This is a genomic window from Exiguobacterium sp. s123 (genome assembly GCF_018617075.1).
GTDB lineage: Bacteria > Bacillota > Bacilli > Exiguobacteriales > Exiguobacteriaceae > Exiguobacterium > Exiguobacterium profundum.
In genome coordinates, this window is record NZ_JACSJL010000002.1 from 471,840 (window position 1) to 489,357 (window position 17,518).

Here is a 17,518-nt window from a genome sequence, read left to right on the forward strand (position 1 = left end):
CACTCTCAAACTTGCTAGAATAAAGTAGAACGAGAAAGGGGTAGATACCATGGAAATGTTTGATCAAGTCCAAGAAGTGCTCGATAAATTGCGTCCGTTCTTGCTTCGTGACGGCGGAGACGTCGAACTCGTTGATGTCGAAGAAGGCATCGTCAAGCTCCGTTTGATGGGTGCTTGCGGCAGCTGCCCGTCTTCAACAATCACGCTAAAAGCCGGTATTGAGCGTGCGCTCATCGAAGAAGTACCAGGCATCGTCGAAGTAGAACAAGTATTCTAAGCAAAAAGGGAGACATTCGTCATCCCTTTTTTTCATGCTTCCATTCATTTAAACTCTCAACCATATAGGTCGGGAGTTTTTCTTGTTCTTGAATAAATGCCGGACCGTGTACACCTGAGTTGACGTGAAGTGTACGGATTCCCCCATTGATCCCGAATAGAATATCTGTATGATAGTTATCCCCTACCATCACGACATCCTCTTTCGTCAATCCAATCATGTCGAGTGCAATATCAATCATGACCGGTTCTGGCTTCCCGATAAAGAATGGTTCTTTTTCGGTCGTCACCGTCAACACGGATGTGAGCGACCCGTTCCCCGGTAAAAACCCTCGCTCTGTCGGAATGGCGATATCCCCATTCGTCGAAATGAATCGGGCTCCCGAACGAATGGCGATCGCCCCTCGCGCCAACTTCTCATACGTAATGTGACGGTCGAGACCGATGACCACATAGTCCGCTTTCGGTTCGTCCGTGACGTGGAACCCACGAGATTCTAAGGCGAGTCGGAGTCCGTCTTCGCCAATCATATAAACGCTTGCCCCCGGAGACATCTTCTCAATATAAAAAGCCGTCGCCATCGCACTCGTCAACACGTTTTCTGCCTTCACATTTGCCCCCATTGAAATCAACTTATCTGCAATTTGCTGTTGTGTCATCGAGGCGTTATTCGTGACGAATAAGTATGGCACGCCCATCGCTTCTAACTCGTTGACGAATTCAACTGCCGCTTGGACGGGCTCTGTTCCGGCATACATCGTACCATCCAAATCAAATAAATATCCTTTTATCGGTTCCATCCAATCACTCGCTTTCTGGTAAGAATGCGGACACCGGTCCAAGTTCGACCTCTAAGTAGCGACGAACTTGCGTCGAGAACGCTGTGAAGTCTTGTTTTGACGTCTTCACCCATTCATCAAAGCGTGACGCGTCTGCATCGACGAACTCACGGACATAGTAAGCACGCAATCCGACGAGCGCCTTGGCGGCCTTCCCCGTCTTCTCATCGAGCACGCGTTCATCGAGTAGAATGTCGACAATATCTTCATAGCTACCTGGGTCTCGCATGATGAATCCGTCAATCATCGAGTTCCCTACGTCGATGACCCCTTCCATCAGGAGGACAGCCATTCGTTGTTTTGCAAGTTCTACTGTGAACGCATCCCCGCTCAATTGATCGGTGTGCGCTAACATCGTTTCCATTTGTTCCAGTGTCTGATTAATCTTCTCTCTATTCACAAAATACATGATGATCCCCCCTGCTGTTAATACTAATGCTTTTTCGGTCAGGAGAAAAGAATCTGTCCTATTTACATCATTTATAAAATTGTGATACACTAATCAACGGATTTAAGCCGTAAAAAGTATAACACATTTAATAGAGATAACGTGGAGGGTACAACACTATGGAACGTGAATTAGCATTAGAAATCGTACGAGCAACGGAAGCCGCAGCACTCGCATCATCGAAATGGATCGGACGCGGGCAAAAGAATGAAGCCGATGACGCAGCTACGTCAGCGATGCGCGAAGTTCTCGGAACAGTGAACATGGATGCGACGGTCGTGATCGGCGAAGGTGAACTCGATGAGGCACCGATGCTCTACATTGGGGAAAAACTCGGTACGACGTTCGGTCCGAAAGTCGACATCGCCGTTGATCCGCTCGAAGGTACATCCATTGTCGCAAAAGGACTCGGAGATGCGATGGTCGTCATCGCTGTTGCGGATGAAGGTGCCCTCCTCCACGCACCAGATATGTACATGGATAAGCTCGTCGTTGGGCCGAACTTAAAAGGAAAAGTCTCGCTCGATGAACCACTCGAGTCGATCATCGAAAAAGCAGCAAAATATAACAATAAACGCATTGAAGAAGTGACGGTGATCATGCAAGACCGCGATCGCCACGAACACCTTCGCCAAGCCGTCATGAACGTCGGCGCACGCGTCAAATTGTTTGAGGATGGCGATGTCTCGGCCGGAATCGCAGCTGCCGTCAAAACAAATCCGATTGATATTTTCATCAGTACAGGCGGTGCTCCTGAAGGCGTCATCACGGCTGCAGCTGTCAAAGCGCTTGGCGGAGACATGCAGGCCCGTCTTCACCCGATGAATGAAGAAGAATCTGCACGCGTCATCTCGATGGGTATTGTTGATCCGCTCCAACTCCTCACGCTCGACGACCTCGTCAAGAGTGATGACTGTATCTTCGCCGCAACAGGTGTCACGTCAGGTGAGTTGCTCGATGGCGTCAAATTCTTAACAGATGATATCGTCGAGACGACATCACTCGTCATGCGCTCAAAGACACGTACGATTCGTAAAGTCGTAGCCGAACACCACTTGTCGTTGAAACCATACTTACAAAAAACTGAAGTCAACGCCTAATCAAAAACGCCTTGCTCAATCACTTGAGCGAGGCGTTTGTTTCTTTAAAATCCTTGTTCTGTTCCGTGCACTGGCTCATTCGAATCAACTTGCTTGTCTTGAATCGAATCGTAGAACGTCGCGTACGTCGTCGAGAAGTAAGGTCCGATGAAGAAGAATCCGATCCCGAGCGTCAAGATCCCGACGAGGAACCAACCAAAGAAGGACAAGACGAGCATGAAGGCTTCCATCTTGTGCCCATCCATGAGACGACGTGATTCTGTGATCGACTCGAGTGCCGAAAGTTCAGGCTGGTCGCGCAAAATGTACGGTGTGAGTGAGTACGAGAAGGCTTTGATGATTCCCGGTACAATCAACAACAAGGTCCACAACACGATAAAGAGGCTCATGACAAAAGACGTGATGACATGTTTGAAGTAACGTGTTTGGAACGGTTTGAACATTGTCGAGAGCGAGGCACCCTTTTCACGTGATACGCCGAGTGCGAGCCATGACCAACCGATGGTGAGTGGTGCAATCAAGATTTGAAGAACGGTCGACACAAGACTTAACGTGGCGTCTGTCGATGTAAGGGGCGCTGTCGAATTCGGATCAATCTCAGGCGCGAGCGACTGGGGAATCCCGTTGATGATGACGAACAAGAGTGCCAATCCGGCCATCAACCACCATTTTCCTTTCAAGGCGTGTCGTGCATGTTGTTTCCATTCAGATCTCATAGTAATCCATCCTTTTTCGTAGTCTTTCTATTAGTGTACGTGAAAAGGTGACCATACGTTTCAAAAAACATAAAAAAAGGGAAAGGAATTTTTCCTTTCCGCTTAGCGAATCATCACATTGCCTAAAAAGAACTGAGACATGGACAAGATCAACAACAGCACCCCGAGTGATAACACAAGGTGAGATGTGACTTTGAAGACACGGCCTCGCAAGAACGAATGGCCATATTCAAAGCGACGGATGATCAACACATGAACGAGTTCAAATAGAATGACTGCCGCCGTAAAATAAAAGGTCATCATGATATGGAAACCAAAAAAGAACATGGCCAATATCCCGAGTCCGAAGTTATGAATTCGATTATGGACGTCATCCCGATCCCCGACGGTCGTTTGTACATGTTGCATCCAAATCACCTCACTATCAAAACCAAAAAACGACGAAACTATCCTTAATGACAATTTATCACATTTTTCCAACCTCAAAACCGGAAGTCACGACTTTTTACCTAAACGAAATATTTGGAAATCAAATGTAATAAAAAAAGTGCTGACGGCTCAGCACTTCACACTTTTGATTCATCGGTCTTGTTAAACTTACGCTTCAACTTCAGTTTTTGCTTCGTTCCCCCAAAGACGGGTCCACTCTCTTCTTCGTTGATTTCCGTTTCTTTTTTCAAAACGAAATAAGGACATCCAAAGTTGCAATATTCGTATACGTAGTCCAGCACGTGATCAATTCGGTTCTCATAGGTCGCCAATTTAGATTGCGGTTCATAGAATCCCTTCAATCGCAACTGACCATGCCCCCAATCACCGACGATGTAATCGTACTTATCTAGCACGTCACTATAGCGTGCGATAAACGCCTCTTCATCGAACCCGTCCCGTTTTTCTTCCAAGACGGTATATCCGTGGCGATTCACTCGAATCATCGCTCCCACCTCCACTCTGTTATCATAGCATGCCCCCGTCGATGCGCTCTATCCTTTTCGAATCACTTCATGACGGGCGACGATTGTTTCTCTTAATACATCCCGCAGAAGTTCGGGCATGAAATATCGCTTCGGTTGGTCTGCCAAATAAGGAAGAAGCGGACCGAATGTCAACATATCGACCGTTGCGACACGATATGTCCGATTTAAATCCAATCGTTCCCCCATCACATAAGTCTGACCGTCACGTTGTTCGATTTGATAGAGACTCGGTTCTCCGAGAACGGTCCCTCTGAACCCGAGACCTCTGACATGCATATTCGTGAACGTTTCTTCATTAGTATCGTGAAGGAAACGCGCCAACGTCTCCCCGTCCAATGTCAGCACACAAGGGTTGATTGGATGCGGACAGATCCGATGCAACATGTTGAGCGTCACCCCACCCGGTGCAAGGCCTTCTAGCACAACCCCAGATGGGATGATTCCCACATCCGCCGCACACCATTCGACCATTCCTTCAACGAGCAGGTCACCAAGTGGAGAAGGTCCGAACCAATCGGAGGCGTATCCATCCGTCTCTGCAATCGTGACATCAAGAAGGCGTTCGGCATCTGCCCCTTCTGTGCGCAACAAAGCCAACGTGTCTGGACTATCCGATTGCTGAGACAGTTCGTGAAGGCGCGCTTCTTTCGATACGATTCCTGACTCGCCAAGCGTCAGTGTGACTTCACCGACGTACTTCCCATATTTTCCGGCCTGTGCAATCAACACACCGTTCGTTATCACGCCTTCATCTAAGACATGATGTGTATGCGCACCGAGAATCACGTCGATTTCAGGAAACATTTCAGCTAATCGCTCGTCTCCAAAGAACCCAAGGTGACTGAGCGCGATGATGACATCACAATGCGCCAACTGTTTCAGCGCTCGCTCCGCCGCCTCGTAAGGCGATTCAATCTGCCAGCCGAGCTCTGGGTATAACTCTTCATATGGAGCGGTCACACCAAACAGGCCGATGTGGAAACCATCTTGCTCGAGAACGAGCGTCTCATCGACCCAATTCGGTCGTGACCCGTCTGCTTCATATACATTCCCAAGTAAGATGGGAAATGTCGCTTCGTCATACAGTTCGGCCAGCCAATCATGAGGAAAGGTAATCCCTTCGTTGTTTCCGATGGTGACGGCTGTCGGACGAAGTCGCTCGAGCAAACGAACATTCAACTTCCCACGTGTCACTTCCGTCGCCGGATGGGTACGGTCGGCATGATCCCCTAAATCAAAGTACAGCGTGTCGTCCGTCCGATGTTCTTCTAGAAATGAAACAAGTTTCGGCCATTGGTCGAACTTTGAATGAAGATCGTTGTAATGAAAAATAGTCAGTGTCGTCATGGCCATCCCTTCCTTCTAAAACAAACTGATTTGTCTCGGTGCGAGTTCATACTCGAGGCCAAGGATCTCAATGAGTCGCTTCGCATTCGGTGCCGCATCCCCGGCCGAGTTGTTGTTAAAGTATACATACACATCTTTCGCTTCACGGTCAATCTCACGAAGTGAGGTCGCCAATTCTTGCAATTCTTCCTCGCTATACCGGTACAGACAGCGAACATGCCGCCATTCTTGACTCGTCATTCCAGGTTTTTTGAGCCATCCTGACGTATTGCGTCCATGCAATCGAACGACCGCAACATCAGGATGTGTCACGACCGGTACGAACGGGATGCTGCTCTCTTTCGTTTGCGGTTCATCGCAAATCGTGTTGATGAACCGCTGCTCCTTCAAAAATTGAAGCGTCCGGTCCCGGAACGCTTCTGAGAACCAGGTCGGATTGCGAAACTCGATGGCAATCTCGTAATCTGACAGCTCGGCACGAAGCGTTCTCAAATAATCCAGGTGTGGCTTTGACACATCGAACCACGGCGGCAATTGAACGAGCACAGCCCTTAATTTCCCCGCTCGTTTTAACGGATCGACCGAGACGCGATAACGCTCAAACAGTTCAATCAAAGGCGTTTTCGGCTCACGATCATGTCCGCTCATTTCCCTGGAAACTTTCACAACGAATTGAAAACGATCCGGTGTTTCCCCATCCCATTTTTCGAAATTTTTCACCGGTTGAATCGCATAGAAGGTCGAGTCGACTTCAACAGTCGGAAAATGTCCCGCATATGTCGATAATTTATGTTTTCGTTCTTCTGGGGTCGTATACAGCAAATCGTGGTCACCCCATCCGGTCACACCTACATAGATCATAGCGTCCTCCTTTACGATTCTGAAATGGCGGCCGCTTTCCGTTTCGACCAGTTCCATGTGCCCATGTATGTGACGAGCAATAGGACGAGTCCCATCATGAACGGATAGCGCATATCAATATCAAAGGCGATTCCCGCCAATGTCGGCCCTAAAATATTCCCAATACTCATATAAGCGTTGTTCATCCCCATGGCAAGACCTTGCTCGTTTCCTGCAAGTTTCGACACGAGCGTGTTCAACACCGGTCGTAAAATAGATGTCGATAAGAAAATCACGAGTGTCACTGCGAAGAAGAGCATATACGTACCAGCGAACAAAGATAACAAGAAGCCGAATGAGGCGAGCGCGATGAAAGCAAGTACGACCTTGGTCTCACCCAACCATTCGACGAGACGGTCCACCGCAAACAATTGAACGATAACACTCACAATCCCTGTTCCGGTTACCATGATGGCAATTTCCTGTGGTGTCGCACTGAACATCTCGCTGACATAGAGTCCGAGTACCGATTCATACGCCATCAGACCAAACGCCATGACGAGGTTGATGACCAATACGAAGAAGTATGGTTTTCGCGTCGACATGACCAGCTGTGTCGGTAAAGATTCTTTTATTTTTGGTGCCACGTACGGAGCACGGTCCGGCTCCTTAAGAAGGAGTACAGACGAAATGACAGCGACGAACGATACAATCGCTGAAACGAGCAACGGTGTCTTCAAGCCGAATTCAGCAAAAAAGCCCCCAATCCCTGGTCCGACCACAATTCCAAGCGACATTGCCGCGGAAATATAACTGTTCCCTCGAGCTCGTTGCTCGAGTGTCGTGATATCTGCCACATAAGCGAAGATGGCAGGAATCAAAAGCGCTGCACCAACACCCCCGATGGCACGAGAGATGAGAAGAATCGTCAAATTATCTGATAGATAGAAGACTCCCATCGAGATGGTGAATCCAATCAGACCGAGAATGATCATGAGTCGGCGCCCGTAGACGTCTGCCCATTTCCCGGCAATCGGTGACATGACGAGCTGGGCACCCGCAAATACGGAAATCATGAGTCCGGCGGCTGTCCCTCCCTCGCCAATCATCTTTAAGTAATCCGGAATAATCGGGATGATAATCCCAAACCCGGCGACGGCGATAAACATGTTCAACATGAGAATCGCCAATTGATTTTTTTGTTTTGTCGTCAACGCATGTCACTCCCTTTTCATCTTTCCATTTTACTGTTTGAGTTCACATCCAGGCAAACAATTAAGACAGAAAAAACCCATCCTTGACCAAAGGATGGGCGAGACTTATGAGATGCGTGATTGAGCGAGTGATTCTTGTGACGTTCCCTTCGGAAGAAGAAGCGTGATCGCATAGACGATCATCGTCGGAACTGCCCAGGCAAGTCCGATATCCGCCATTGGTAAGTTTCCAATCCAAGAAGTAACCGCAGAAGGCTGGATGCCGTTCCACGTTTCAAAGAACGAGAGAACGAGCGCCGTATAAATTGTCGCTTTCATCGCCACACCAGGGTTTCGTTGAAGACGTTCCGTCACCGATACGAGCACGAGTGCGATCATGACCGGATAGAGGAGCGTGAGCAGCGGCACGGCGATTTGAATCAACGAACTCAAACCGACGAGTGAGATCATGAATCCAAACAACGTTGTCGCGATGACGACATGATGATATTTGAGAGAATCAAACTGGTTGCTGATGAAGCGTGAGAACTCTGAGATGAGGCCAACTGCTGTCGTCAAACAAGCGAGGAAGACCGCTAATCCGAGTGCGAGCATTCCGACTTGTCCGTAAGACGTACCTGCGAACGCTTGGAGAAGGCTTGCGCCACTCGTCGTTCCTTCTGCGACTGTCATATTCGCACCGATTGAAGCGAGCGAGATATAGACGAGCATCAAACAGGTAACGGCCACCATGCCTGCAGAGCGAAGAAGCGAAGACGCTTCTTTTTGGTCACTCAATCCATTAGCTTTCAACGTGACGAGGACAATTGCCCCAAAGACGAGGGCCCCGAATACATCCATTGTCAAATAGCCTTGTTGGAAACCTTGGCCGAGTGCACCCACCCATGTCTCAAATCCTTCCGCTGGAGCTCCCGGTTCCCCGAGAGGCGAGATGAGGTTTGTGATTCCAATCGCTACAAGCAAGAACAAGAGGATTGGTGTGATGATGCGCCCGATGACTTCAATCAACTTTTGAGCACGAAGCGTCAAGAAGAACGTCAACCCGAAAAAGACGGTCGAACTCATCGCGAGTGTCAAAGTAGAGGGAGCATCGAGAAACGGGACGAGTCCCATTTCATACGTGACGGCAGCCGTACGCGGAATTCCGAAGAATGGTCCGATGGCTACATACATCAATCCTGTCAAGATAAGCGCGAGACGCTTTGGAATATAACGAGCAATTTGGTCTGTCCCACCGCCGACCCGAGCGACTGCGAACAAAGCAAGAAGCGGTAAACCGACACCCGTAATGACGAACCCGATCATCGCCGGTACGAGGTTTTCCCCCGCCAAGGCGCCGAGCTCTGGTGGGAACAGTAAGTTCCCGGCCCCAAAGAATAAAGCAAAAATCGTAAACGCTAACGGGAACAATGTCGATTTTTTCATACAACTACCTCCATACACTTGATATTCCGAACGACTTAACAAAAAAATAATAACTAAATTTTCTGACAATATATCGCTTGGTCTATTTCATTATACACACTTCCTATCGTTTGACCACCCTATCTCCAAAATTCGAGGTTTAATTTTTTGAAATGTAGATTTCACAAAAAAATCTCCCTTTCATATGCAGGGAGATGTAAGCGGTTAATAGCGTATGTCGAACGAGCGAAATTCCTGATCGTTCGCTTCCGTCTCTTCGATTCGTTCGACACCGACAAAGCGATTGCCATCTTTCAACGCCTGCTGGAAAGCATCTACCTCATTCGCCGTTCCTTCGACATGAAGTTCGACTGTCCCGTCACTTAGATTGCGAACCCATCCTTTGATGCCGAATCGTTGCGCGGTCACCTGTGAAAAATATCGAAACCCCACGCCTTGGACACGTCCAGATACAATCAAACGTTTAGCAACTCTCATTCTATTTTCCTCCTTTATTTTGTCAAAGATGTTTAGAGGTCCTTACTTTAGGAAACAGTATTTAAGTAAAATAATGGAATTGGAGTGGTTGTATGAATGAATTTATTACTCTTGTCACGAACGTTTCCGACTGGCTTTGGGGCGTACCGATTATCTCGTTACTCGTTTTATCCGGTATCTTCCTCACCATCAAGCTCGGTTTCTTTCAGTTTCGTTACCCCATCTACATATTCAAGCAAACATTCGGCAGCATTTTCAAAAAGCCGAAAGGTGAAGGCGACATCAGTCCGAGACAAGCGTTGACGTCAGCCCTCTCTTCAACAGTCGGGGCCGCGAACATCATCGGTGTACCTGCAGCGATCATGTTCGGGGGACCGGGTGCCATCTTCTGGATGTGGGTCATCGCTATCATCGGCATGGCCATCAAGTTCTCAGAGAGCGTACTGGCCGTGCACTATCGTGAGAAGAATGATGCCGGCGAATTTGTCGGGGGACCGGTCTACTACATATCAAAAGGACTTCGTTGGAGGTGGCTCGCGACGTGGTTCGCCTTCGCCCTCATGATCGAACTCATTCCGAGTATCATGGTACAAGGAAACGCTGTCAGCTCGGCAGTCCGTGAGACGTTCAATGGGAACACGCTCATCACGGGGATTGTCGTCGCTATTCTTGTGGGCATCATAGTCTTTGGTGGACTGAAGCGCATCGCGAAAGTCACGGAGATCGTCGTCCCTGGCATGGCACTCGTCTATGTCGGAGCCGGACTCGTCATCGTCTTGATGAACTTCTCTGAGATTCCAAACGTTCTCAGTCTCATCTTCTCTTATGCATTCGAGCCGATGGCCGCGTTCGGTGGGTTTGCCGGTGCCGCCGTTGCTGAGACGATTCGTTGGGGCTTCGCCCGTGGACTCTATTCAAATGAAGCCGGTCTTGGAACGGCACCGATTGCCCACGCCGCGGCACAGACGGACCATCCGGTGCGCCAAGGGTTCTGGGCCGTCATCGGGATCGTCATCGATACGCTCATCATTTGTAGCACGACCGCATTCGTCGTCTTGTCTTCAGGTGTCTGGACGGCAGACGGAGCGATGGATGACCCAGCAGCGTTGACGACGATTGCTTTCAATGAATACTTCGGTTACACGGGAAGCTTACTCGTCACCATCTCGCTCATCTTCTTCGTCCTCTCGACCATTATCGTCATCATCTTTTACGGCTCGCGACAAGCCGAGTACTTATTCGGTTTGACGGCAGGAAAAATCATGAAGGCCGTTTATATCGTCTCGATTGTCATCGGTTCGATTGGAGGCGCTCAGATGATTTGGAACTTCCTAGACTTGATGCTAGCGATGATCCTTATCCCGAATATGATTGCCGTCTTGCTTCTAAGTGGTGAAGTGAAACGATTGACAACCGAGTTCTTCACATCCGAGAAGTATTACAAGAAAGATATCGCCGAAGAAGAGGCGTCTTAACCAACAATCCGACTGCATAAGCAGTCGGATCTTTTTTAGGATGCGGGCTCGACTTTCTCAATCCCTGCTTTGATAGTTTGTACCGAGGCGTCAAACTTCTGTTGTTCTTCGTTCGTCAATTCAATCTCGATGATCTTACGAATGCCGCTTCGGTCAATCAAGGCCGGTACGCCAATATGCACGTCACTCGCCCCGTACTCGCCGTCTAGGTGAGCGCCAATCGTCACGACGGAGTTTTCATTTCGGACGATGGCCCGGATGATGCGAAGCAAGCCTACCCCAATCGCATAATATGCGGCGTTCTTATGCTCGATGATCTGGTAAGCAGCGTCGCGTACGTCCGCATAGATCGCTTCTAAGTCTTCGAACTGATATTTCTCGTTCTCCGCCAATAGTTCATCGATACTCTTCCCATAGATGCGTGCGTTGTTCCATGCGACAAAGCCCGTATCCCCATGTTCACCCATATAGTAGGCGTGGCAGTTTCGTGGCGATAGTTCGAAATAGTCTCCAAGTTTGTAACGGAGTCGTGCTGTATCGAGGACCGTCCCTGAACCGATGACGCGTTCTTTTGGTAAACCCGATGCTTTCCAGGCGACGTGTGCCATCACATCGACCGGGTTCGTCGCGACGACTAAAATGCCGTCGAACCCGCTCTTCATCAAGTCTTCGGTCACGGTGCGGACGACCTTGGCGTTTTGCTCGACGAGGTCCATCCGTGTCTGCCCAAGTTTTTGTGCGGCTCCTGCCGTGATGACGACGATATCTGCGTCTTTACAATCCGAGTAGTCGCCTGCCCAAATCCGGACCGGTGTCGGAGCGAATGAGATCCCATGATTGAGGTCCATCGCCTCTCCTTCTGCCTTGGCATGATTCGAGTCGATCAGGACGAGCTCCTCGCAAAGCGCAGCCGTGGATAATTGGTAAGCAAAACTGACCCCGACCCAACCGGCACCGATGACGGCGATGCGAGTGATATCTTTCGGGTCAATATCATCTTTATGCGGAATACGTGTCATGTAAAACCTTCCTTTCTATGATTCATTCTCTTTTTTAGCATACCCGACTCTTCCATCTTTAACGACAAAAGCTGCATGAAAAATACGTGATTCCGTTATATATCTTATTTCGATTCAAAGATTCCGGTATTCCGGACATAACCGAAAATCTGAATTGTCTCACTTTCCAAGATGAACGGAATTTTTTCTCTTTCCAAAATCGAAATGAGTTCAGTGGACAGATCACAAACATCTGGGTCAAGAATCACTCCCTTATAGAGCAGTACGCTTGGTCGCAAACGAATCCATTCGATGGACCGTAAAGGGGACTCCAGCCAGATTTCATCCCACTCTCCCCACAATATTTCATACTCGGACAACGAGTCGTTAGGAAACAACGTATCCTCCCCTAAGTATTTTATTTGATATGGCGGCGCATAAGTCAACTCTTCAGAGACAGCTCGATTGAGACGCTTCCATTTTGTCTCGTTCATCACCGATGTCAATTGTTGTCTCTCTATGTATTGAAGTTCTTCTCGTCGATTCAAGCTGTTGAACCTCCTATCATAAGTTCTAATTTTTCAATCGTTCGTAACACGTCTTTACGGTTCTGCTTGCTTTTCATCCAAGCGGGTAATCGACTTTCGAGACTACGGTTCGTTCCCTCGCTCGTCCGAATCTTCGCGTCAATATAATCCTTAATATAGTTGAGGTGTTCACGGTTGTAAGCCCATAACACATGACCAGAACATCCTGTTTGTAAAAATAGCGGCAATCCAAAATAAACATCGACAGCTTCTCCGACGTATTTCGAACCGCTCTCCTTTGTTTGCAAATGACCGCAATGAAGACAGCTTAGGCGTACCTCATCATTCCTCTCCCACACATCAGCCTGTCTCCCGCAACTCGGGCAAATAACAAGCATGGGATTCATAAATGAATATATGTCTCGGCCCTCTAATAAAAATCGATGGGTCACGTTATCGCCTCCTTATTTCATTATACAAAAAACCAGCGAAGCAAAGCTCCGCTGGTTTTGAAGTCACGATTATCCAATCGAACCTTCCATCTCGAACTTGATGAGACGGTTCATTTCGACCGCATATTCCATTGGTAATTCTTTTGTGAATGGCTCGATGAAGCCCATTACGATCATTTCTGTCGCTTCTTCTTCCGAGATTCCACGGCTCATGAGGTAGAAGAGTTGCTCTTCTGACACTTTTGAGACTTTCGCTTCGTGCTCGAGTGACACTTGGTCGTTCAAGATTTCGTTGTACGGGATTGTATCTGACGTCGACTCGTTGTCCATGATGAGCGTGTCACACTCGATGTTCGAGCGCGCGCCCTTCGCCTTACGGCCAAAGTGGACGATTCCACGATACGATACTTTTCCGCCTTGTTTCGAAATCGATTTTGAGACGATAGACGACGACGTGTTTGGTGCGAGGTGAATCATTTTAGCGCCAGCGTCTTGGTGCTGTCCTTTACCAGCGAGGGCGATTGAGAGTGTCATCCCACGTGCGCCTTCCCCTTTCAAGATGACAGCTGGGTATTTCATTGTGAGTTTCGATCCGATGTTTCCATCGATCCACTCCATCGATCCACCCGCTTCACAGACTGCACGTTTCGTTACCAAGTTGTAGACGTTGTTCGCCCAGTTTTGGATCGTCGTGTAACGGCAATATGCATCTTTGTTGACGAAGATCTCAACGACCGCTGAGTGAAGCGAGTTCGTTGTGTAGACCGGTGCCGTACATCCTTCGACGTAATGAACCGATGCGCCTTCGTCGACGATGATGAGCGTACGCTCGAACTGACCCATGTTTTCCGAGTTGATGCGGAAATAGGCTTGGAGCGGTTGCTCGAGTTTCACGCCTTTTGGTACGTAGATGAACGAGCCACCCGACCAAACTGCTGAGTTGAGGGCCGCAAACTTGTTGTCCGTCGGCGGAATCAACTTCCCGAAGTACTCTTTGAAGATCTCTTCGTCTTCTTTGAGGGCTGTGTCTGTATCTTTGAAGATGACACCTTTCGCTTCGAAGTCTTCTTGCATGCTATGGTAGACAACCTCAGACTCATACTGAGCCGAGACACCTGCCAAGTATTTTTGCTCTGCTTCTGGGATACCGAGCTTGTCAAACGTACGTTTGATTTCTTCTGGTACCTCGTCCCATGAGCGTTCTGTCTTTTCAGATGGTTTGACATAGTACGTGATTTCGTCGAAATCAAGTGCCGAGAGGTCTCCGCCCCATGTCGGCATCGCCATCTTGTTGAAGTGATCCAACGACTTCAAACGGAAGTCGAGCATCCATTGTGGCTCTTCTTTCATGCGCGAGATCGTCTCTACGATTTCTGTCGTCAAGCCACGGCCTGAACGGAAAATCGAAACGTCCCGATCATGGAAGCCGTATTTATAATCGCCAATTTCCGGCATGTTCTTTGCCATATCGGTCTCCTCCTTCTCCTTACGCGTCCTCGTCTACTCCTTTTTCAAGCGCCTTCCACGCGAGCGTGGCACACTTGATTCGAGCCGGGAATTTCGATACGCCTGAGAGCGCCTCGATATCACCGAGGTCAAACGTATCCGTGTCGTACTCTTTTCCTTGAACCATTTCAGAGAAGATGTTGGCGAGTTGAAGCGCCTCTTCTACTGTTTTTCCTTTGACGATTTGGGTCATCATCGATGCCGAGGCGAGACTGATTGAGCAGCCTTCCCCTTCAAACTTCGCATCTTTGACGATGTCGTCTTCGACCTGTAGTTGAAGACGAAGCGAATCCCCACACGTCGGGTTGTTCAAGTCCACCTTCACGCCATCTTCGATGACGCCACGGTTTCTCGGGTTTTTATAGTGATCCATGATGACCTGGCGGTACAACATGTCGAGATTATTAAAACTCATAATTGAAATACTCCTTCGTTTGACGTAATCCCTCGATGAAGCGGTCGACTTCTTCTTTTGTGTTATACAAATAGAAGCTCGCCCGTGCCGTCGATGATTGCTTCAAAAGACGCATGAGTGGTTGTGCACAGTGATGACCGGCACGAACTGCGATACCTTGCATATCGAGCACAGTCGCGAGGTCGTGAGCATGAACGTCCTTCAAGTTGAACGTGACGAGACCGACGCGATCTTCAGGACCGTAAATCTCGATCCCTTCAATCGTTTTCATCTGCTCGATTGCGTAAGACGCGAGTTCACGTTCGTGTGCTTCGACGTTTTCAAGACCGATTTCTTCTAAGAAATCGATGGCTGCCGCAAGTCCGACCGCTCCGGCGATAATTGGTGTTCCCGCTTCGAAACGGTACGGGATGTCTTTCCACGTCGATTCATATAAATCGACATAGTCAATCATCTCGCCACCGAACTCGACCGGCTCCATGTTTTTGAGGAGTTGCTTCTTCCCATATAAGACACCGATCCCAGTCGGTCCGAGCATCTTATGTCCAGAAAAGGCGAGGAAGTCACAGTCGAGTGCTTGGACGTCAAGTTTTCGGTGCGGTGCACTTTGCGCGGCATCGACGACCATGACGGCACCCAACTCATGCGCGAGTCGAGCGACTTCGGCAATCGGGTTAATCGTCCCGAGTACGTTCGAGACGTGACTCATCGCGACGATTTTCGTCCGGTCTGATAACACCGCTTGAACCGCATCGAGTGTGACACGTCCGTCCGGCGTGAGCTCGACGTATCGAAGTGTCGCGCCTTTTCGCTTGGCGAGTTGTTGCCATGGGATTAAGTTCGCATGATGTTCCATCGGAGTGAGGACGATCTCGTCGCCTTCACCGACATTCGCATCTCCGTAGCTCGATGCGACCAAATTGATGGCCGTCGTCGTTCCACGAGTGAAAATGATTTCTTCAGGAACCGCCGCATGGATGAATGAGCGGACGCGTTCACGTGCTCCTTCATACGCATCCGTTGCTTGCGTCCCGAGCGTATGGACGCCACGATGCACGTTCGAATGGTTGCGACGATAATAGTCCTCGATCGCCTCGATGACAGCGAGCGGCTTTTGTGAGCTCGCCGCGCTATCAAGATAAACGAGCGGGTGTCCATTGATTTCCTGATCTAAAATCGGAAACTGTTCACGAATCGAGGCGTTCAACATCTTAACGTACTTTCCCTTCGATGACTTCGCGGAGACGGTCTTTGACCGAATCGATTGCGAGTTCTTCGACGACAGGCGTCAAGAATCCGTGGATGATTAAACGCTCTGCCTCTTGGCGAGACAAACCACGGCTCATCAAGTAGTACAATTGAACATCATCGACACGACCGACAGACGCTGCGTGACCTGCCATAACGTCATCTTCATCGATAAGAAGAATCGGGTTGGCATCCCCACGTGCTTTTTCAGAGAGCATCAAGACGCGCTCTGTTTGTACACCGTTCGATTTTGACGCACCGTGGTGAATCATCGATGTCCCGCTGAAGATTGCAGTGGCTGCGTCTTTTTGGACACCGTGAATCAAGATGAACCCTTCAGATGCTTTTCCGAAGTGGTCGGTACGAATGTTGAAGTTTTGTTTCTGTGCACCGCGACCGATTGTCACAGCTTTTGTATCTGAATACGTGTTGTCGCCGACGAGGTGAGTCTTCGTCTCGACGACCGAGTTCCCGTCGTTCATGTGACCGAGCGCCCAATCGAGGCGACCGTTCGCATAGACGACACCGCGACGATTCATGAACGTAAGTGCTGATTCAGCGAGCTGATCGACACCACCGAAGACGACTTTCGCGTTCTCTCCAGCGAATACTTCCGTCACGACGTTGACCGTATGCGGTTCATTCGTGCCAGAAAGGAAGTTTTCGATGTATGTCACTTCACTGCCTTCGTCTGCGACGAGGATCGTGTGGTGATAGAGGGCACCGTTCGCCTGTTCCATCGTGAAGATGGCTTGAAGCGGATCTTTCAATTGCGTGTTTTTCGGTACGTAGATGAATGCACCACCGTTTGTGAGGGCAGCATTCAACGCCGAAAGACGTTCTTCATCGACACGTACGCCTTCAGTCATGAAGTATTTCTCAACGAGCTCCGGATGTTGCTCCATCGCTTCTTTGATTCCCATGAACAAAACGCCTTCAGGCATCGACAATTCGTTATAGACGACATGACCGTTGCGTTCAACGAGCACGTTTGTCCGGTGGTCTCCGAGGAGTGATTCGATGTCCGCTGTCAAGCCGTCTTTTTGTTCGAGCTCGACATCTCCCGCTGTGAAGTCCCACTTATCAATCTTAATTTTTTCAACTTTTGGCAAAGCAAGTGTCGGCGCAAGTTCTGCTGCCTCTTTACGACGGTTGACCATCCATGCTGGTCCGCCGAGCGCTTCTGCACGTGCCGACAACGCTTGTGCATCCAATTCAAATTGTACGGTCATCGTACA

20 protein-coding genes are annotated in these 17,518 nt (G+C 49.1%); 3 read left to right on the forward strand and 17 right to left on the reverse strand.

The genetic code is table 11. From position 1 onward, the window contains the following. Positions 1-49 precede the first annotated feature (49 nt). Positions 50-277: a NifU family protein gene (locus KNO72_RS06255; protein WP_012726833.1), complete on the forward strand. Its 228-nt coding sequence runs from the start codon at positions 50-52 to the stop codon at positions 275-277. A 19-nt stretch (positions 278-296) separates the two neighbouring features. Here the strand turns inward: KNO72_RS06255 and KNO72_RS06260 are convergent, their stop codons facing one another. Together KNO72_RS06260 and KNO72_RS06265 are read right to left on the reverse strand one after the other, a co-directional pair. After that, on the reverse strand, positions 297-1,076 hold the full coding sequence (locus KNO72_RS06260; protein ID WP_214757525.1) for a TIGR01457 family HAD-type hydrolase: 780 nt from the start codon (positions 1,074-1,076) through the stop codon (positions 297-299). A gap of 4 nt (positions 1,077-1,080) precedes the next feature. Next, positions 1,081-1,524, reverse strand: coding sequence for a DUF86 domain-containing protein (locus tag KNO72_RS06265; RefSeq protein ID WP_078147259.1), 444 nt, complete (start codon positions 1,522-1,524; stop codon positions 1,081-1,083). Between the two features lie 158 nt (positions 1,525-1,682). On the opposite strand from KNO72_RS06265, the gene glpX reads away from it, so the two are divergent. Further along, on the forward strand, positions 1,683-2,663 hold the full coding sequence (glpX, locus tag KNO72_RS06270; RefSeq protein ID WP_078147260.1) for a class II fructose-bisphosphatase: 981 nt from the start codon (positions 1,683-1,685) through the stop codon (positions 2,661-2,663). Positions 2,664-2,707: 44 nt separating this feature from the next. Here the strand turns inward: glpX and KNO72_RS06275 are convergent, their stop codons facing one another. The 8 genes from KNO72_RS06275 to KNO72_RS06310 form a co-directional block, all read right to left on the reverse strand. Then, a complete protein-coding gene (locus KNO72_RS06275) occupies positions 2,708-3,379 on the reverse strand; it encodes a DUF975 family protein (protein ID WP_078147261.1) in 672 nt (223 codons plus the stop codon). Positions 3,380-3,481: 102 nt separating this feature from the next. Then, positions 3,482-3,787, reverse strand: a complete 306-nt coding sequence (locus tag KNO72_RS06280; protein ID WP_078147262.1) for a hypothetical protein — start codon at positions 3,785-3,787, stop codon at positions 3,482-3,484. A gap of 158 nt (positions 3,788-3,945) precedes the next feature. Then, positions 3,946-4,314, reverse strand: coding sequence for a YutD family protein (locus KNO72_RS06285; protein ID WP_214683911.1), 369 nt, complete (start codon positions 4,312-4,314; stop codon positions 3,946-3,948). Between the two features lie 48 nt (positions 4,315-4,362). Then, the gene (locus tag KNO72_RS06290; RefSeq protein WP_251028276.1) at positions 4,363-5,703 is read right to left on the reverse strand and encodes a bifunctional metallophosphatase/5'-nucleotidase; all 1,341 of its coding nucleotides are present in this window, start codon (positions 5,701-5,703) and stop codon (positions 4,363-4,365) included. A 15-nt stretch (positions 5,704-5,718) separates the two neighbouring features. Continuing rightward, complete coding sequence (locus KNO72_RS06295) at positions 5,719-6,564, reverse strand: DUF72 domain-containing protein (protein ID WP_214730442.1); 846 nt, start codon at positions 6,562-6,564, stop codon at positions 5,719-5,721. A gap of 11 nt (positions 6,565-6,575) precedes the next feature. Then, on the reverse strand, positions 6,576-7,757 hold the full coding sequence (locus tag KNO72_RS06300; RefSeq protein ID WP_078147265.1) for an MFS transporter: 1,182 nt from the start codon (positions 7,755-7,757) through the stop codon (positions 6,576-6,578). A gap of 105 nt (positions 7,758-7,862) precedes the next feature. Next, positions 7,863-9,182 carry a branched-chain amino acid transport system II carrier protein gene (brnQ, locus tag KNO72_RS06305; RefSeq protein ID WP_214683908.1) on the reverse strand — a complete coding sequence of 440 codons (1,320 nt, stop codon included), beginning with the start codon at positions 9,180-9,182 and terminating at the stop codon, positions 7,863-7,865. Between the two features lie 204 nt (positions 9,183-9,386). Then, on the reverse strand, positions 9,387-9,659 hold the full coding sequence (locus KNO72_RS06310) for an acylphosphatase (protein WP_214757529.1): 273 nt from the start codon (positions 9,657-9,659) through the stop codon (positions 9,387-9,389). A 92-nt stretch (positions 9,660-9,751) separates the two neighbouring features. Here KNO72_RS06310 and KNO72_RS06315 point away from each other — a divergent pair, with 92 nt between their 5' ends. Continuing rightward, positions 9,752-11,134 (forward strand): alanine/glycine:cation symporter family protein, encoded by a 1,383-nt coding sequence (locus KNO72_RS06315; protein WP_214683904.1) that lies wholly within the window; start codon positions 9,752-9,754, stop codon positions 11,132-11,134. A gap of 35 nt (positions 11,135-11,169) precedes the next feature. On the opposite strand, the gene KNO72_RS06320 is transcribed toward KNO72_RS06315, so the two are convergent. The 7 genes from KNO72_RS06320 to sufD all read right to left on the reverse strand — a co-directional run bounded on the left by KNO72_RS06320 (position 11,170) and on the right by sufD (position 17,512). Beyond that, the gene (locus KNO72_RS06320; protein ID WP_214683903.1) at positions 11,170-12,153 is read right to left on the reverse strand and encodes an L-lactate dehydrogenase; all 984 of its coding nucleotides are present in this window, start codon (positions 12,151-12,153) and stop codon (positions 11,170-11,172) included. A 104-nt stretch (positions 12,154-12,257) separates the two neighbouring features. Beyond that, entirely contained in the window at positions 12,258-12,680 is a 423-nt protein-coding gene (locus KNO72_RS06325; RefSeq protein ID WP_251028277.1) for a DUF6678 family protein, read from the reverse strand. Continuing rightward, complete coding sequence (locus tag KNO72_RS06330; protein ID WP_214757531.1) at positions 12,677-13,018, reverse strand: hypothetical protein; 342 nt, start codon at positions 13,016-13,018, stop codon at positions 12,677-12,679. The genes KNO72_RS06325 and KNO72_RS06330 overlap by 4 nt, the downstream gene beginning before the upstream one ends. 162 nt (positions 13,019-13,180) lie before the next feature. Then, the gene (gene sufB, locus KNO72_RS06335; protein ID WP_047795116.1) at positions 13,181-14,578 is read right to left on the reverse strand and encodes a Fe-S cluster assembly protein SufB; all 1,398 of its coding nucleotides are present in this window, start codon (positions 14,576-14,578) and stop codon (positions 13,181-13,183) included. 19 nt (positions 14,579-14,597) lie between these two features. Continuing rightward, positions 14,598-15,032 (reverse strand): Fe-S cluster assembly sulfur transfer protein SufU, encoded by a 435-nt coding sequence (gene sufU / locus KNO72_RS06340; protein ID WP_214757533.1) that lies wholly within the window; start codon positions 15,030-15,032, stop codon positions 14,598-14,600. Then, positions 15,022-16,242 carry a cysteine desulfurase gene (locus tag KNO72_RS06345; protein WP_159562600.1) on the reverse strand — a complete coding sequence of 407 codons (1,221 nt, stop codon included), beginning with the start codon at positions 16,240-16,242 and terminating at the stop codon, positions 15,022-15,024. The genes sufU and KNO72_RS06345 overlap by 11 nt, the downstream gene beginning before the upstream one ends. A gap of 1 nt (position 16,243) precedes the next feature. After that, complete coding sequence (gene sufD, locus KNO72_RS06350) at positions 16,244-17,512, reverse strand: Fe-S cluster assembly protein SufD (protein ID WP_074036358.1); 1,269 nt, start codon at positions 17,510-17,512, stop codon at positions 16,244-16,246. Positions 17,513-17,518 lie beyond the last annotated feature (6 nt).

Coding starts and splice junctions, on each gene's coding strand:
- KNO72_RS06255 (WP_012726833.1), top strand. CDS start 50: ATGGAAATGTTTGATCAAGTCCAAGAAGTGCTCGATAAATTGCGTCCG.
- KNO72_RS06315 (WP_214683904.1), top strand. CDS start 9,752: ATGAATGAATTTATTACTCTTGTCACGAACGTTTCCGACTGGCTTTGG.
- sufD (WP_074036358.1), bottom strand. CDS start 17,512: ATGACCGTACAATTTGAATTGGATGCACAAGCGTTGTCGGCACGTGCA.
- KNO72_RS06285 (WP_214683911.1), bottom strand. CDS start 4,314: ATGATTCGAGTGAATCGCCACGGATATACCGTCTTGGAAGAAAAACGG.
- brnQ (WP_214683908.1), bottom strand. CDS start 9,182: ATGAAAAAATCGACATTGTTCCCGTTAGCGTTTACGATTTTTGCTTTA.
- KNO72_RS06265 (WP_078147259.1), bottom strand. CDS start 1,524: ATGTATTTTGTGAATAGAGAGAAGATTAATCAGACACTGGAACAAATG.
- sufB (WP_047795116.1), bottom strand. CDS start 14,578: ATGGCAAAGAACATGCCGGAAATTGGCGATTATAAATACGGCTTCCAT.
- KNO72_RS06275 (WP_078147261.1), bottom strand. CDS start 3,379: ATGAGATCTGAATGGAAACAACATGCACGACACGCCTTGAAAGGAAAA.
- KNO72_RS06290 (WP_251028276.1), bottom strand. CDS start 5,703: ATGACGACACTGACTATTTTTCATTACAACGATCTTCATTCAAAGTTC.
- sufU (WP_214757533.1), bottom strand. CDS start 15,032: ATGAGTTTTAATAATCTCGACATGTTGTACCGCCAGGTCATCATGGAT.
- KNO72_RS06345 (WP_159562600.1), bottom strand. CDS start 16,242: ATGTTGAACGCCTCGATTCGTGAACAGTTTCCGATTTTAGATCAGGAA.
- KNO72_RS06310 (WP_214757529.1), bottom strand. CDS start 9,659: ATGAGAGTTGCTAAACGTTTGATTGTATCTGGACGTGTCCAAGGCGTG.
- KNO72_RS06320 (WP_214683903.1), bottom strand. CDS start 12,153: ATGACACGTATTCCGCATAAAGATGATATTGACCCGAAAGATATCACT.
- KNO72_RS06295 (WP_214730442.1), bottom strand. CDS start 6,564: ATGATCTATGTAGGTGTGACCGGATGGGGTGACCACGATTTGCTGTAT.
- glpX (WP_078147260.1), top strand. CDS start 1,683: ATGGAACGTGAATTAGCATTAGAAATCGTACGAGCAACGGAAGCCGCA.
- KNO72_RS06280 (WP_078147262.1), bottom strand. CDS start 3,787: ATGCAACATGTACAAACGACCGTCGGGGATCGGGATGACGTCCATAAT.
- KNO72_RS06260 (WP_214757525.1), bottom strand. CDS start 1,076: ATGGAACCGATAAAAGGATATTTATTTGATTTGGATGGTACGATGTAT.